Source organism: Pseudomonas sp. W2-17, from assembly GCF_041060445.1.
GTDB lineage: Bacteria > Pseudomonadota > Gammaproteobacteria > Pseudomonadales > Pseudomonadaceae > Aquipseudomonas.
In genome coordinates, this window is sequence record NZ_JAUFNS010000004.1 from 279,542 (window position 1) to 294,394 (window position 14,853).

The following is a 14,853-nucleotide window of genomic DNA, read 5'->3' on the forward strand; positions in this document are numbered from 1 at the left end:
GCAATCTCCTGCCGCTCTCTTTGCCTTCGTTCCTCCTCCGCATACTACCTGCCGGTCTCTCCTGACCGGCTTTATACCTTCGCCGCCCCCACTGCCAAGCACGTTAAAAAGGTCCTATGAAATAATACAAAAATAACTCTAGACGACTGGTCTACTCAGAGTTAAGGTGTACCCACATTAACCCGTCCCAAGGAATACGCCCGATGAAAGTGCTTATGGTTCTGACGTCCCACGACACCCTCGGCAACACCGGCCGGCCTACCGGCTTCTGGCTGGAAGAACTGGCCGCGCCCTACTACGCGTTCAGCGACATCAACGCCGAAATCGTACTGGCCTCGCCACAAGGCGGTCAGCCTCCGCTGGACCCGAAGAGCAATGAGCCTGACTTCCAGACCGACCTGACCCGTCGCTTCGAGAAAGACGAAACCGCCAAAGCCCTGCTCGCCAATACCGTCCGCCTGGACAGCGTGTCCCAGGCAGATTTCGACGCTGTGTTCTACCCAGGCGGCCATGGCCCGCTGTGGGATCTGGCTGAAGACAAAAATTCCGTCCAGCTCATCGAGTCGTTCATCGCCGCCAACAAGCCTGTCGCTGTCGTATGTCACGCCCCCGGCGTGCTGCGCCACGTGAAGAATGCCGACGGCACGCCGCTGGTTAAAGGCAAAAAGGTCACCGGCTTTGCCAACAGCGAAGAAGAAGCGGTCGGCCTGACCAATGTGGTGCCTTTCCTGGTGGAAGACGAGCTGAAATCACTGGGCGGCGTCTACTCCAAAGGTCCGGACTGGGGCTCGTACGTCCTCACCGATGGTCTGCTGATCACCGGCCAGAACCCAGCTTCCTCCGGTCCTGCGGCAGACGTGTTGATCAAGGCACTGCAGAACAAATCGGCCTGATCACCGCCCGGCGCGAGGGGTGTTCGCACCCCTCCCCACTTCTCACCTTCGCACCTTCGCACCTTCGCACCTTCGCACCTTCGCACCTTCGCACCGGGATAATCGCCATGAACTGGTAATGAATGGATTCAACCCGACCCCAGGCCCGACTTTATGTCGGGCTTTGTCGTTTCTGGACGGACGCGAATAATCAAACAAACGCGGCTCTGACGGGTCTACCACGCCAGTGGCCGGCATTGCTGAACGCTCACGATGCCCGTTGTAACTGGATCTGCCGTCCACGGCGGTCGCAGTGCCAAACCTCCTATGGCGAGAAAAAAATGGCTCAGGCAACGAAAACAGCACTGCAGAGTGAAGCGGATGAGGCGGCTGTCGTGACTGCTCATGGCACGTATGACAGCTACGTGGGCACGGCGGATGACGACATCCTCACGGGCACCACGAAGCGAGATTTCATCTTTGGCGGCGGTGGCGATGACGTCCTCACGGGCCAGCCGGGGCCACCCAACCCGTTCAACAACTCGCAGGACCGTTATAACGGCGGTGCGGGCGTCGATACCCTCATCAGCCATCCCGCTTATTACTACGGCAACACCTTCGTCTACACATCAGTGACGGACAGCTATTTCGACAAACAGGGCTCGCACTCGGACCTGATCGAAAACTTCCAATCCAATGACGTACTTGACCTGACAGCGCTCGGCCTGGAGCGGGTGGGTAATGGCCACAACGGCGATCTAGCGGTCACTTACAACGCTGACGAGAACATTACCTATGTTCGCTCACTGGACAAAAACGCCGAGGGCCAGGCATTCGAAGTCCGGCTGGAAGGCGACCACGCCGCTCAGATCGGCACGCAGAATTTCGCCCTGCGTTACGACCTGACGGCAGAAAGCAATGGCCGCGAACATCAGGAGAGCGAAAAGCAATACGTCATCAGCGGGACCGACGGCGATGACTTTTTGATCGTTCCCAAAAGCGCCAACATCGTCACAGGTGGCGGTGGCGCTGATGAGATGTACAGCGGCAATGCACGTAACACCTTCGCCTTCGAACACATCACCGACAGCTTTGTTAACGACAGCTCGGGACAGTCCAGTATCGATTTCATCCACGACTTCCAGCTTGGCGAGGGCGACCTTCTGGACGTTTCGGCACTGGGTTTCACCGGCCTGGGCGATGGCTATAACGGCACACTCAATTACCGCTATGACAGCGAAGCCGGTTACGCGATTGCCCAATCCTTCGAGGCCGATGAAGACGGCAACCGATTCGTGGTGCACCTGACGCAATATGAACGGTATCCGCTCACTGGCCTGCAGGACATGGACCGGTTCACCTTTGCCGGGGACTCTGCGGCAGACCGCGCCAACCAGACGCTGACCGGCGACAACTACCGTGACGAGTTCACCAACTCGACCGCAGGCGGCATCCTTGTTGGCGGCGGTGATGATGACCTGCTGGTCGGCAACACCGGCGTCGACACCTTTCGATACGTCGAGAAGAGCGACAGCTTTCGGGGCAATTCGGACCTCATCAAAAACTTCGATGCCACACAGGACAAGATCGATGTGTCAGCGCTGGGCTACACCGGCCTTGGCGACGGCACCGACGGCACGCTTAAGTTGATCTACGACACCGCCCTGCACCGCACCTACCTCAAGGATTACGAAGCGGACGCTGACGGTCACCGATTCGAGATCAGTATCGACAAGAACGTCGCCAAAACTTTCACCGCCGATAATCTGATCGTGGCCGACACAAACGCTGCACACATCGAGCTAGTGGGCCTGGCACCCGCCGACCTGCACCCGATCGGCTGAATCCAGACGCGCCGCTCCAATAGGGCAGGCATGAAAAAGCCGTCGCACGTGCGACGGCTTTTTTTTGCAGCATGGGCGACTGCAAACGTATACGCCCACGCTGATACTGCTCACTGAATCTCAGTCGACGCTTTTAGCCCACACCGCCTGGGCGTTGGTGAATTCACGCAGCCCGAAGTGGGACAGTTCGCGGCCGTAGCCACTCTTCTTGACGCCACCCACCGGGATCCGCGCGTTGGTAGCCGGGAAACCATTGATGAACACGCCGCCGGTTTCCAGACGCCGGGCGATGCGTTGCGCGCGCGGGATGTCCTGGGTCCACAGGCTGCCGCCAAGACCGTAGTCACTGGTGTTCGCCAGCACGATGGCGTCTTCGGCGTTGGCGGCAATGGTGATCGCTGCCACCGGGCCGAATGTTTCTTCATCGAATGCGGCCATGCCTGGCTTCACATCGGCCAGCACGGTAGGCGCGTAGAAGTTGCCGGGGCCTTCGATCTTCTTCCCGCCCAGCAGCAACGTCGCGCCGGCGGCAAGGGTGCGTTGAACCTGACCATCCAGCTCATCGCGCAGATCAGCGCGGGCCATCGGGCCGACGTTGATCGCGCTGTCGAGCGGGTCGCCGACCTTCAGTTGCTCGACCGCTGCAACGAATTGACGCGTGAATTGCTCGGCGATCGGTGCCTCCAGAATGAAGCGCTTGGCGGCCAGACAGACCTGACCGGCGTTCTGGAAACGCGCCTCGACGGCAGCTTTCACCGCGAGATCAATATTGGCGTCGGCCAACACAATGAAGGCGTCCGAGCCGCCCAGTTCCAGCAGGCTCTTCTTGAGCGCCTTGCCCGCCGTGGCTGCCACGGCAGAACCTGCGCGCATGCTGCCCGTCAGAGTGACAGCGGCAATGCGCGGGTCTTCGATGGTGCGGGCCACGGTGTCGTTGTCAGCGATGAGGTTGGTGAACAGCCCTTTGGGAAAGCCTGCCGCCTCGTAAGCTTCCTGCAGCGCGTAAGCCGAGCCCATGACGTTCGGCGCGTGCTTGAGCATGAAGCCATTGCCCGACAGCATGATCGGCCCGGATGCACGAATCACCTGCCACAGCGGGAAGTTCCAGGGCATCACCGCCAGCACCGTGCCGATCGGCAGGAAGGACACGTGGACTTCGTCGTCGCTGCCTACATTGACTGGCTCATTGGCAAGAATCGCCGGGCCGTTGTCGGCAATCCACTCGATCGTGGCCGCGCACTTCTCCACTTCTCCACGGGCCGCCGCCAGGGTCTTGCCCATTTCAGCGGTGATCAGCGCAGCCAAGGATTCCGACCGCTCGCGCAAGGTGTCCGCCAGACGGCGATACGCCGCCACTCGCTCGCGCATCGGCGTGGCGCGCCACAGACGAAAAGCCGCAGCATTCACATCCAGCAACTGCTCGACGTCGGTCTGGGTCTGGAAGGGATAAGTGGCGATCAGCTCACCGGTGGCCGGGTTGCGTGACGTAGCGACGTTTGCGGCGGAGATCGGGCTCAAGTCAGACATCGTGATTACCTCGTTGACGGTCGGTGCAGCGCATGTGCGCTGCGATGACCGCCACTCTAGGCAAGCCCGAAAAAGCCAGGAAGGCGTGTTGTTATCCTATGACCGTGAGTCATAGGCAGTGTGGCGGGGAATATAGGTCACCAGCGACAGGTCCGGCCGCCCTTCAGGCGTCAGCGCGACGTAGGTGAAATCGATATGGCCGCTGATGGGGTGCAGCAGACGCTTGCGGCCCTCCTCGAAACCTTTGACCTCGGTGTCCTGCCACCACTCTTTGAATTCAGCGCTCAGGGCCGAGAGCTCTTCGATCAGGCTATCGAAGGGTGCCTTGTCCTGGGCCAGCGCGCGTGATGCCCGAAACGCACTGATCATGCCACGTGCCATCTGCTCCCAATCCAGAATGATGGTTCGGTACGGGATGTACAGAAACAGCAGACGCAGCGTGTTGCGCTCATGGGGCTGCAACGAACCGTAGTCGACGAACAGCTCGGCGATGGCGTCGTTCCACGCCAGGATGTCGAGTCGGGCATTGCGCACATACGCCGGAATGGGGTTGATCGCGCGCACCAACATTTCCAGGCCGGCGGTCACCCCGCCGCCGGTCGCAACAACCGGCACCTCCAGTGCGGAAAGCGCATACAGGTGCGCGGACTCCACACGATCGAGCTTGAGGACTTTGGATATCCGTTGCAGCGCGTCCGGCGAAGGCTGAATATCGCGGCCCTGCTCAAGCCAGGTGTACCAACTGACGCTGACCCCGGCGAGCGCCGCCACTTCCTCACGGCGCAGTCCCGGGGTGCGGCGCGGCCCTTCTGGCAGGCCGAAGTCCTTCGGATCAAGCCGCGCGCGCCGGCTGGACAAGAAGTTACCGAATTCGCGCCGCTGCTCTATCGAAGGTCTTTTTGCCATAACTCGCTCGTGGTCCACGTTTTGGTTGATCGCGGAAAACGGGCATCGTGGGTCAAGCTCTGGCGTGGGTCAAGCCGGTCAAGGTATCGGCGATGGCTTTGGTGCGCCGCGCCGTGCCTTCGGTGGCCTGGTTCGAGTTTTCCAGTGAGTCGAGCATTTCCCGTAGCGCGCCGACGCCGGTGGACTGGTCTTCGATCTGCTGCGCCACCCGCTGGATCTCGCTGGAGAGCAGGTCGATGTCGACGCCGATCTCGGCCGCGTTCTTGCGGGTGATTTCCGCCAGTTTGCGCACTTCGTCAGCGACCACGGCAAAGCCTCGGCCCAATTCCCCGGCCCGTGCGGCTTCAATGGCGGCGTTGAGCGCCAGCAGATTGGTCTGTCCAGCGATCTGTTGAATGACCTGCACGATGGACTGGATGCGCAGGCTCGATTCCGCGAGGGCTCGTGCGCCGACCACCGCTTCGTCCGCCTGGCTGACCAGCGCTACAACGGTATTGCCGGCGTTTGTCGAGACCGTGTTCTGCTGGTCAATCGTGCCGGCCAGATCGTCCATCGACAGGTGCAACTCGCCGGAATAGTGCTTGATTTGCGTGGACATCTCTTCCTGCTGCTGACCGGCCTGGGCAAGGACCCGACCCAGTGCGGCGAGGCCTTCGAACACAGGCAGGACTTTGGTATCCAGCCCGCGGGTGTCCAGCGCGGTGTTGAAGTCGTTAAGCTTGAACGCCTCGATCTGCTTCACGATGACGTGGTTCAAGCCCACCATCTTCTTAAGCTGGCGGCGCAGGAAAAACGCCTTGAATTCGCCATAATGCGCGATGAAATTGTCCACATACTCATCCGTGAATGACGCGTCTTTTGCCACCCGAAAGAAGAAGATCGCCGTGAGCGTCTGGTTCAGGTTCAGGCCGAGAATTTCACCGAAGGTCGAGAACCCCACCAGCGGTACGTCACCGAACAAACCGGTCATGCTGCCCAGATCCTTGCCGTTGTTGGCCCGACGCAAGATGCAGTCGTTGAGGATCGCCGCGACGGGCTGTCCGCCCTTGCCGCGCAGGAATTGCTCGTAATCCACGCGGGTGGCTTCGCGCAACGGCGTACGCTTGACCATCACCAGCTCTTCGCCGGGGGCCACGTCGCAGAACAGCTGAATGATTTGCTGCGCATGGTCGATGCGCGCGATTGATCGCACGAACAACTCGCTGCCCACCCGAATGGCAAAGGAGTAATCCGCGAGGTTCTTTTCCAGGGCGTGAGCGTCACAGTCGAAGGCGTTACACAGCGCCTGCACCATGCTCATGATGTTGCCCTTACTGTCGATCACCTGATCGATAGTGCGGTCTTCGACAGAAGCGGTCAGGACACTGAAGGTCAATCCGGCGGGTTGAAAATTCTGACTTTTGAATACACCGAAACGTACGTCGGCGGCCGTCTTGATGAAGACAATTTGCGCATGATTCTGATAGCTGCGCTTGCCGTCGTGGATCAGTGTCTTCTTGAAATCCGACTTGCCACCGGCCGAGCCTCCGACGAAGAGGCAGGGGAAGCGACCGGACTCGTAAAGCGCTTCCATGAAGAACGACTCGGACGCCGACAAGCCGTCGAACACCACATAGGCCAAGGTGTCACGATGGTCGATAGGCGTGCTGACCTGCGCACGCTTGATGTTGCTGACCAGTTTTTCAATGCGCTCACGCATCTCCATGCGCTTGCCGCCGCTGCGGATGTCTTCGCATTCCAGCGGCACCATCACCACTTCGGCCGATGCAATCACGCTGTGCTCGAAGAGCTGCAGGACGATGCGGTCCCAACGATCGCCGGTCGCACAATACAAACCGGTCGCACTGTTGCACAGCTCGCCGGAGGTGGTGCACAGGCTCAGGGCGCTGTCGGGAAACCGCTGCTTGATGCGCGCGGCGACCTGGTCGATGTCCAGATGCGGAGAAACGAAACCTGTCACCAGAACGGGAACTGAACGCACGCCGGCGAGGGCACGGTCCAGTTCGCCAGCGGTGCAGTTTATGCTGACCGCTTCCTGTCGATGGGCGCGGGATCGGTTGAAGAGGTTGAATGGGTTCATCGCTTGACTCACTAGAAAGGGTCGCAGGGCGCAGGCATGCATACGCGAAGCTTTTTTCTGTATCGGCTGTAGGCTAGGCGACTGAAGTGTGGAAGGTGGGCATTGGTCGGTTGGATTAGACGGACCTTTTGATTGCCGCTCGTCATGTCAGGCAAAAGTGGCTGGTTTTTTTTGTCCGTGAACTAGCATCATTTTGCCATCACCGATGGCGCGATGGTGAGGAGGCTTCATGATCAAGGAAGAGATGTGTCTGTACCTTCTTTCGGCAACGATTTCCTCTGTTATTCCGTCAGGCCATTTTCACCTAAGCGTGAAAAAGACTAATCCGCGTATCCACTTAAAAGCGACAGACTTTTCTGCTTACCACATCGCTTCGGCTTAACATTGAAGAGGTAGAAGCCATAAAGTCAGTTAACTTCTTTAAGTGGCTTGGGAGCCGTTTCTGAAAGTGTACAACTTCATCAAAAACTGAAGCATGCCGGACGGTTTACGTTTGGATACTGGCGGGTCCTGACAACAACACTTCGAGCCAATCTGAATGATAAACAGCTGACTGAGTTACCGTATACCTGTACCACTCAATCACCAACCTAGAAACAGTTCATAGAGGGAATTATGCACATGGAAATTCTTGAGTTCAAAGATCTGCGCATTTCCTTTACAACCCAATTCAGCTTGCAATGGAATGACGCGGGTTCTCGCGGTAGTCACGATGGTGCTTTCTGGAGGCCCCAAAAGGCGGACGGTCTTGATGGCTTTTATCCGCTGGGTGACTATGCCGTTGGTAACTACAACGACGCCACCGGTCAAACAGCGGTTGCACTGGTCAGTGATATGAATGGATCCGCCGGAACGGCGTTACGGGCTCCGACTGACTATGTTTTGGTTTGGAATGACAGCGGATCGGGAGCGGATCGCGATGGATCAATGTGGCGACCTGTTCCACCCCAAGGGTACGTAGCATTGGGGCTGGTATGCAATGGCGGTTACGACAAGCCGTCACTCGACGCCGTCCGTTGCGTAAGGACCGACCTCGTCATGCCGTCGCTGATCGGCGACTTGATATGGGACGACACCAAAACTCATTCTGACCAGGATTTTGGCTGCTGGCAGATATCTCCGCCGAGCGCACCTGCGGGTGAGGTCTATCTCTCTGCCGGGACCTTCGTCGGTGTGGCAAGCCACGACAAGCCATCTACTGACCCAAATGCATATTCCCTGCGCTTCCAGATCCCGATGACCCACTTCGATCCGCCACCGACTCCTGTCTTGCATGGCTACGGCAAACCGACGGGGTTCGATGAAAGCACGCTTACCTACATCAGCAATCTCTCGTGGTTCACGGTCAGAGATCCCAACCTGAAACCCATCGAGCAACTGTTCAAATCACCGATTTATCGGCTGGAACGGACCGATAAATATACACTGATCGGCTTCGGCTATAACCAGAGCTCTTCAGAGCAAAGCTTCAATTGGGCGGTGACCAACGGGGTAAGCGGGGACAGTTCTACATCCTTCACCTCGACAACGGGCATTGAAATTGGTGGCGAATGGAAGTTAGGCCCGATGTTTACAGCTTCTGTGAAGTTGAGCCAAAGCTTTTCCTATACGACGACCTCTTCAAGCGGCTGGGAGAAGTCGACCACCCGAACGGTCAACGTGACCGTCGGGGTAAAAAAAGCAGTGGCAGCATTCGCCATTGAAAGTACCTACAAGCTGTTTCGTCAAGACAACACACAAGTATCAAACAACGTTGGGTACTCTGATGGCGATAACATCTTTTGGGCTGAGTACCCACCGACGGAAGAAACGAACCTGAAGGTGAGCTTCGAATAGGAAAACAATCACTGGCTTGAATAAACCAACCCAAACGGAGGCATTACTCCGTTTGGGACTTCAATGGCGATCCTTAGCGTCCCTGAAATAACTGGCAAGACCGACGCCCCCAAGTATGGATAGGGCGATAGGATTTAAACCCCGCGACTCAGGTCAGGTCTGCATGATTCTCGTACCGCCTATTCGCAGTGTGCTTTTACTTGTCGAAACTCCCTTTCAAGCGCTGACCCGCATATTCCTGAGCTTCTTGGGCCTTCTGCACAACCGCAGCGGTGCCAAAAAACTCGTGAGTGACGCCAGGATAAACCTTGCGTTCAACACTGACCCCAGCACCTTTAAGCGCTTGCTCCAACTGAGCGCCGTCATCGCGTAACGGGTCGATCTCGGCATTGATCAAGGTCACAGGCGGCAGGCCTGCCAGGTTCGCGTGCACCAGGTCAATTCTAGGATCACTGACGTCCGCCGGGCGACTCGTCACTTGAGCGATGAACCACAGCATCATCGGACGGTTGAGCGGCATCGCGTCGGCATATTTGAGGTATGACTCAGTATTGGTGCTCGACTGCGCCACCGGGTAGACCGAGAGGACATGTTTTGGAGCGGTCAGCCCGGCCTGATGTGCGGCAACGGCGGTGGCAATCGCAAGATTCCCGCCTGCGCTTTCACCTGCAAGGGCGAGTCGTTTAGGGTCTCCATTTACCTTCGTTGCATGGGTGGTCAGCCAACGGTAAGCGGCCAGCGCATCATCATGGGCGGCAGGAAACTTATTCTCAGGCGCACGGCGATAGTCGACGGAGACGACGACTGCATTGGCCTGCTTCGATAAACCACGGGCACCACCGTCATACACCTTGCGATCGGCAATCACCCATCCCCCGCCATGGAAATACAGAACCACAGGGAAAGGACCTGGGCCGTCAGGGGTGTAGACAGTAGCGGGCATCGCGCCGGCTGCACCGGGAACCGTCGTGTCGCGGCTCGTAACACCCGGCACTAATGCATTAGGAGAGCTATCGCGCTTCTGGTCAGCCAGAACGCTTTTCACCGCATCAGCGATTGTTGGCTGTTGCCGTGCCTCGGTTGGCGTGGTCTTTTCCACCGCCTTCGCGTCAAAACTCGAATAGGCATTCAGGACTTTCTGCATGTCCGAGTCAGTGCGCAGCATGCTCTTCGTGCCGCCCACCGCGAGCTCCGACACTGAGCGCTTTTCAGGGTCTCGTGCGCACCCGCCTATCAACACCGCCGCGCAGAGCGCGGAGATTACCAACATGCATTTGCGATGGTCTTTGATCATGTCAAACCTCAATCGGCCGGGCTGGGGGACGGATATCCCTATGCCTACCTGTATGAGTCCGAGAAAGATAAGCGTCAGTTCCAGGAATCTGCGCAGGGGCTGCGGGATGCCAAGGCCATGACCAGGTCATCTGTCTGGAAAGAAGGAAGGTGCCTCGGACCAACGGTTTGGGACGACGGAACCAAAGCGGTTCAGTTGCCACTCAAGCGGTATAAAGTCCAAAGCGGGTGACGTATGTCGACGAAAGTGAGTGGGCCTGTTGATCAGCTCTTCGGCTTGCATAACAGCGATTTTGGCTCGCCCCAAGAGCGTCTGACTGACCAGCGGCAAGCGGGCGGAGGTATCGATTTTGGTACGTCGCCCGGTGCCGGTGCGCAGTCGGTGAACTTCGGGGGACCATCGCCCCACAACAGTGACAGCCGAGTGAATGCCAGCGCGCGTGCAGCCAATCCCACCGATCAGGACTTGGCTGCATCGGTACGTAATCTGGTCGAGCAGATCATGCAGGCGCTCGCACAATTCATGCAGCAAAGCCGGAGCGACACGGGCGCGTCTTCTCAAGGCAGTGGCAGTCCGCAGGGCAAGTCGGCGGCAGTCTCAGCGCCTGCTCAGCCGATCGCTACTAACGCTGGGTCCCAGCAAGCAGCCGCGACGCCAAGTGCGGCCCAGCCATCATCAGCCGGGCCTCAAGTGGCATCCACGCCTCCGGCAGATGCTCAGGCCGCGCCGCAGGCGACAGCTGCACCTGCACCTGCACCTGCACCTGCACCTGCAGACAAGAGTACCGCCGTAGGTGACGCCGCCTCCGCTGGCAGCGGGCCTTACTCGCTCAATATCACCAATACTCAAGACCACGCGATAAAGATTGGCCAGTTCGACAAAAATGAAAAGCTGGTAGGTGAACTGTCATTGGAGCCTGGGCAAAAAGGAACCATGAAGTACGAGGCAGACACGACGGGGCTGCTTAAACAGGCCGACGCGGACGGCAACTACAAGCCTGACGCGAGCCGCCTGGAGTTCTACAACGGCTTCATCAATACCAGCGACATTGATGGCCGCAATGCAGCGATCCATGCCACCGATGGAAAAGGATTTGAAGTCGGCGACAAGCAAAGTATCGCTGACAAGGCACCTGACAGCATTACTTCCCTGGACTCTGCGGGGGACAAGACCATCGCCGGATGGTACGACGGGTCCACGGAGAAGATGAAACAGGGGGGCGATTTCCTGACCAACGAGCTGGGCACTGGAATGACGTATCAGCATCCGAATGACGACACCCTGGGTCAGGGCAGCAACCCTATGCGCCATACGGACTCGATGTCCCTGGACGTGGTTTTCGGCAAGGCGTGAAATGGACGCACGGGGCGTTGAGTGATTGAGTCAGCGCCGGCCGCTACTTTCTGACAGGCAAAAAAAATCTGGAAATCCGCATTTTCATGGGCCTTCCAGATTTTCGAAATGGTGGGTCGTGTGGGATTCGAACCTACGACCAATTGGTTAAAAGCCAACTGCTCTACCAACTGAGCTAACGACCCGCTTCGTTGTGGCGCGTATATTACTGATATTTCACAGTAATTCAACACCCAAGCGAAAATAATTTAAAAATAACGCGTCGGGTCCGTCACGCCAGCCGCCGCGAACCCCTCAGCGCGCAGGCGGCAGCTGTCGCATTTTCCGCACGCACTTCCCTGCTCGTCGGCCTGATAGCAGGAAACCGTCAAACCGTAATCCACACCCAGGCGCGTACCGGTTTTAACGATATCGGCCTTGCTCAGCATCTGCAGCGGCGCCTGTATCGTGAAGCCCTGCCCTTCAACGCCAGCCTTGGTGGCGAGATTGGCCATGCGCTCGAACGACTCGACAAATTCTGGACGGCAATCCGGGTAGCCCGAGTAATCCACGGCGTTGACACCGATGAAGATGTCCCGAGCACCGAGCACTTCGGCCCAGCCCAGTGCGAGAGAGAGAAAAACAGTATTGCGCGCCGGTACGTACGTCACCGGAATGCCCTCACCCGGCGTCTCAGGCACCGCGATGCTGCTGTCAGTCAGCGCGGACCCGCCGATGCCGTTGAGATTGAGGCCGATAACCTTGTGTTCGACCACGCCCATATCGGCCGCTACACGCTCCGCCGCCTGCAACTCGGCGCGATGCCGTTGGCCGTAGTCGAAGCTCATGGTGTAGCAGCTGAAGCCATCTGCCTTGGCCATCGCCACCACAGTGGCCGAATCCAGCCCGCCGGACAGCAGGATTACCGCTCTTTTCTCAGTCATCGATTGCTCACTCATTCAGCGCCCCGGCTCGTCGTTCCAGAGGATTTTATGCAACTGCAATTGCAGCCGCACCGGGAGGTTGTCAGCAACGATCCAGTCGGCCAGGTCTCTGACGTTTAGATCGCGGTGGACAGGGGAAAACAGCACTTCGCCAGCGCGACCGTCCAGACCATACTGAATGATCTTCGAGACGGCCCAGTCGTAGTCTTCCCGCGAACAAATGACGAATTTGATCTGATCGTTAGGCGTAAGCAGATCGATATTTTCGTATCGGTTGCGCGCCACTTCTTTGGAGCCAGGGGTTTTCAGATCGACGACACGGCTTACGCGGGGATCGACTTTCGAGATGTCCAGCGCGCCGCTGGTTTCCAGAGAAACCTCGTAGCCCGCGTCACACAGCCGTTGAAGCAAAGGAATGGCATTCGGCTGAGCCAGCGGCTCGCCGCCTGTGACGCAGACATAGCGCGGGCGGTAGCTGGCAACCTGCTCCATCAGCGAGTCGAGGGTCTGGATGGTTCCGCCAGTGAAGGCATATTCGCTGTCGCAATAACCGCAACGCAGTGGGCAGCCGGTGAGTCGCACGAAAACGGTAGGCAAGCCTGCCGTGCGCGTTTCACCCTGCAACGAGTAAAAAACTTCGGTGATACGTAATGTGTCTTGCATAGGGGCCACGGGCGTAACGGCTAAACAGGCCATCCGCCTCCGTCAGGCACTTCTGTACACCCTGCACACGCAGAATCCACAGAAGCGTAATCAATACCGGAATTTCGGGGGCGGAATTCTAACGAAGAAAGCCGCGCAATGCGCGGCTTTCTTGAATCAGCGGTCAGATTGAATGGCAATCAGAGACGCTGCAGGTCCCGCTGAGCCAGCTGAGCGGCTGAAGTACCCGGATACTGAGCAACGACTTGCTGAAGGATGCCCTTCACTTTGTCGGTGTGACCCAGGCGACGTTCGACGTCCGCCAGCTTGTACAGGGAGTCAGGCACTTTGGCGTGCTTTGGGTAAAGCTGACTGACCTTCGCAAAGGCCTGACCGGCACCTTGAAGGTCGCCCTTGGCCAGATTCACTTCGCCCAACCAGTATTGAGCATTGCCCGCGTACTGGCTGTTGGGGTATTTGCGCAGGAATGCCGCAAATGCCTGACTGGCCTTGTCGAAATCCTTCGCTTTGATCAAGTCGAAAGCAGCGTCGTAATAGAGCTTTTCTTTCGCTGGGTCACCGGGCTCGCTGCTCGCCTGAGGCGCTTGAGCGGCGGGTGACACGGGTGCTCCGCCGGCATTGGTGCCGCCGTCGGAAGCAGAATTGTTGGCAGCTGATGGGGCAGGTGCGCCGCCAGCTCCGATACGGGAGTCGAGATCTTTGTAGCGATCCAGTGCTTCTTGCTTCATCTGCTGGATATCGTTCTGCTGGACTTCCACTATTCCGCGCAAGCGCGAAATCTCGTCCTGCATTTGCTGCAATTGCATGAACAGCTGACCTTGCGCCGAAGGCGCGGCCGTAGCCGCACCTCCGGCGTAGGCGCCAGACGTACCATAACCCGATGGCGGATAACTGCTACCAGCAGAGCCAGAGTTGTCATCGACCACAGGAACCGCACCCATCGCTGCAAGAGGAAGGGTGAGAGCCAAAACGGTTAGAGCACGTCGGCACGTTCGCATGTCAAATTACTTACGCAGTTCGACGCGACGGTTTTGAGCCCACGATTGCTCGTCGTTACCGGTAGCAACTGGACGCTCTTCACCGTAGGAAACGAGTTCCAGCTGAGCTGGCGAAACGCCTTGCAGAACCAGGTAGCGTTGAACGGCTTTCGCACGACGCTCGCCCAGTGCCAAGTTGTATTCGCGAGTACCGCGTTCGTCGGTGTTGCCTTCCAGAACTACGCGAGCGCCGTTGGCTTTCAGGTCTTTGGCGTGAACGTCCAGAGCGCGCATGGCTTCTGGTTTCAGGTCAGAACTGTCGTATTCGAAGTAGAAAGTGGTGATAGCGCGCAGAGCAGCTTCTTCACTCAGGCTGCCATCAACAGCGCCAGAGTTAGCGCCGTAACCAGCGTTAGGATCTACAGCAGCGCCGCCAGCACCGGCATTGTCGCCGCCTTTGGACGAGCAACCTACAGCTACAGCCATGGCCAGAGCCAGCGCAGCAAATTTACCAAACTTCAGCATTTCCATCGTAAAACTCCTAATGAACCCCAAGTGTGTTAAGTACAACGTAAAGC

General features: G+C 58.1%; 13 protein-coding genes and 1 tRNA gene. 5 read left to right on the forward strand and 9 right to left on the reverse strand.

Annotated features, from left to right (window positions below):
• The first annotated feature begins 203 nt into the window (after nucleotides 1-203).
• Both QWI20_RS07115 and QWI20_RS07120 read left to right on the forward strand, forming a co-directional pair.
• On the forward strand, nucleotides 204-893 hold the full coding sequence (locus tag QWI20_RS07115) for a type 1 glutamine amidotransferase domain-containing protein (protein ID WP_122537429.1): 690 nt from the start codon (nucleotides 204-206) through the stop codon (nucleotides 891-893).
• A gap of 320 nt (nucleotides 894-1,213) precedes the next feature.
• On the forward strand, nucleotides 1,214-2,716 hold the full coding sequence (locus QWI20_RS07120) for a M10 family metallopeptidase C-terminal domain-containing protein (RefSeq protein ID WP_369304840.1): 1,503 nt from the start codon (nucleotides 1,214-1,216) through the stop codon (nucleotides 2,714-2,716).
• A 120-nt stretch (nucleotides 2,717-2,836) separates the two neighbouring features.
• Here the strand turns inward: QWI20_RS07120 and QWI20_RS07125 are convergent, their stop codons facing one another.
• The 3 genes from QWI20_RS07125 to QWI20_RS07135 all read right to left on the reverse strand — a co-directional run bounded on the left by QWI20_RS07125 (nucleotide 2,837) and on the right by QWI20_RS07135 (nucleotide 7,229).
• Nucleotides 2,837-4,234: an NAD-dependent succinate-semialdehyde dehydrogenase gene (locus QWI20_RS07125; protein ID WP_369304892.1), complete on the reverse strand. Its 1,398-nt coding sequence runs from the start codon at nucleotides 4,232-4,234 to the stop codon at nucleotides 2,837-2,839.
• A gap of 105 nt (nucleotides 4,235-4,339) precedes the next feature.
• Nucleotides 4,340-5,149, reverse strand: a complete 810-nt coding sequence (locus QWI20_RS07130) for a helix-turn-helix transcriptional regulator (RefSeq protein ID WP_369304841.1) — start codon at nucleotides 5,147-5,149, stop codon at nucleotides 4,340-4,342.
• A gap of 52 nt (nucleotides 5,150-5,201) precedes the next feature.
• Nucleotides 5,202-7,229, reverse strand: a complete 2,028-nt coding sequence (locus QWI20_RS07135) for an FIST N-terminal domain-containing protein (protein WP_369304842.1) — start codon at nucleotides 7,227-7,229, stop codon at nucleotides 5,202-5,204.
• 229 nt (nucleotides 7,230-7,458) lie between these two features.
• On the opposite strand from QWI20_RS07135, the gene QWI20_RS07140 reads away from it, so the two are divergent.
• Nucleotides 7,459-7,611 (forward strand): hypothetical protein, encoded by a 153-nt coding sequence (locus tag QWI20_RS07140; protein ID WP_369304843.1) that lies wholly within the window; start codon nucleotides 7,459-7,461, stop codon nucleotides 7,609-7,611.
• A gap of 239 nt (nucleotides 7,612-7,850) precedes the next feature.
• Nucleotides 7,851-9,065 (forward strand): Vps62-related protein, encoded by a 1,215-nt coding sequence (locus tag QWI20_RS07145; RefSeq protein ID WP_369304844.1) that lies wholly within the window; start codon nucleotides 7,851-7,853, stop codon nucleotides 9,063-9,065.
• Nucleotides 9,066-9,261: 196 nt separating this feature from the next.
• On the opposite strand, the gene QWI20_RS07150 is transcribed toward QWI20_RS07145, so the two are convergent.
• On the reverse strand, nucleotides 9,262-10,359 hold the full coding sequence (locus tag QWI20_RS07150) for an alpha/beta hydrolase (RefSeq protein WP_369304845.1): 1,098 nt from the start codon (nucleotides 10,357-10,359) through the stop codon (nucleotides 9,262-9,264).
• A 234-nt stretch (nucleotides 10,360-10,593) separates the two neighbouring features.
• On the opposite strand from QWI20_RS07150, the gene QWI20_RS07155 reads away from it, so the two are divergent.
• Nucleotides 10,594-11,712: a hypothetical protein gene (locus tag QWI20_RS07155; protein ID WP_369304846.1), complete on the forward strand. Its 1,119-nt coding sequence runs from the start codon at nucleotides 10,594-10,596 to the stop codon at nucleotides 11,710-11,712.
• 109 nt (nucleotides 11,713-11,821) lie between these two features.
• Here QWI20_RS07155 and QWI20_RS07160 read toward each other — a convergent pair.
• The 5 genes from QWI20_RS07160 to pal all read right to left on the reverse strand — a co-directional run bounded on the left by QWI20_RS07160 (nucleotide 11,822) and on the right by pal (nucleotide 14,806).
• Nucleotides 11,822-11,897, reverse strand: a tRNA-Lys gene (locus QWI20_RS07160).
• A gap of 63 nt (nucleotides 11,898-11,960) precedes the next feature.
• Nucleotides 11,961-12,635 carry a 7-cyano-7-deazaguanine synthase QueC gene (gene queC, locus QWI20_RS07165; RefSeq protein WP_369304847.1) on the reverse strand — a complete coding sequence of 225 codons (675 nt, stop codon included), beginning with the start codon at nucleotides 12,633-12,635 and terminating at the stop codon, nucleotides 11,961-11,963.
• A gap of 15 nt (nucleotides 12,636-12,650) precedes the next feature.
• Complete coding sequence (gene queE, locus QWI20_RS07170; protein WP_369304848.1) at nucleotides 12,651-13,298, reverse strand: 7-carboxy-7-deazaguanine synthase QueE; 648 nt, start codon at nucleotides 13,296-13,298, stop codon at nucleotides 12,651-12,653.
• A gap of 179 nt (nucleotides 13,299-13,477) precedes the next feature.
• Complete coding sequence (gene ybgF, locus QWI20_RS07175; protein ID WP_369304849.1) at nucleotides 13,478-14,296, reverse strand: tol-pal system protein YbgF; 819 nt, start codon at nucleotides 14,294-14,296, stop codon at nucleotides 13,478-13,480.
• Between the two features lie 6 nt (nucleotides 14,297-14,302).
• The gene (gene pal / locus QWI20_RS07180) at nucleotides 14,303-14,806 is read right to left on the reverse strand and encodes a peptidoglycan-associated lipoprotein Pal (protein ID WP_065989719.1); all 504 of its coding nucleotides are present in this window, start codon (nucleotides 14,804-14,806) and stop codon (nucleotides 14,303-14,305) included.
• Between the last annotated feature and the right edge of the window lie 47 nt (nucleotides 14,807-14,853).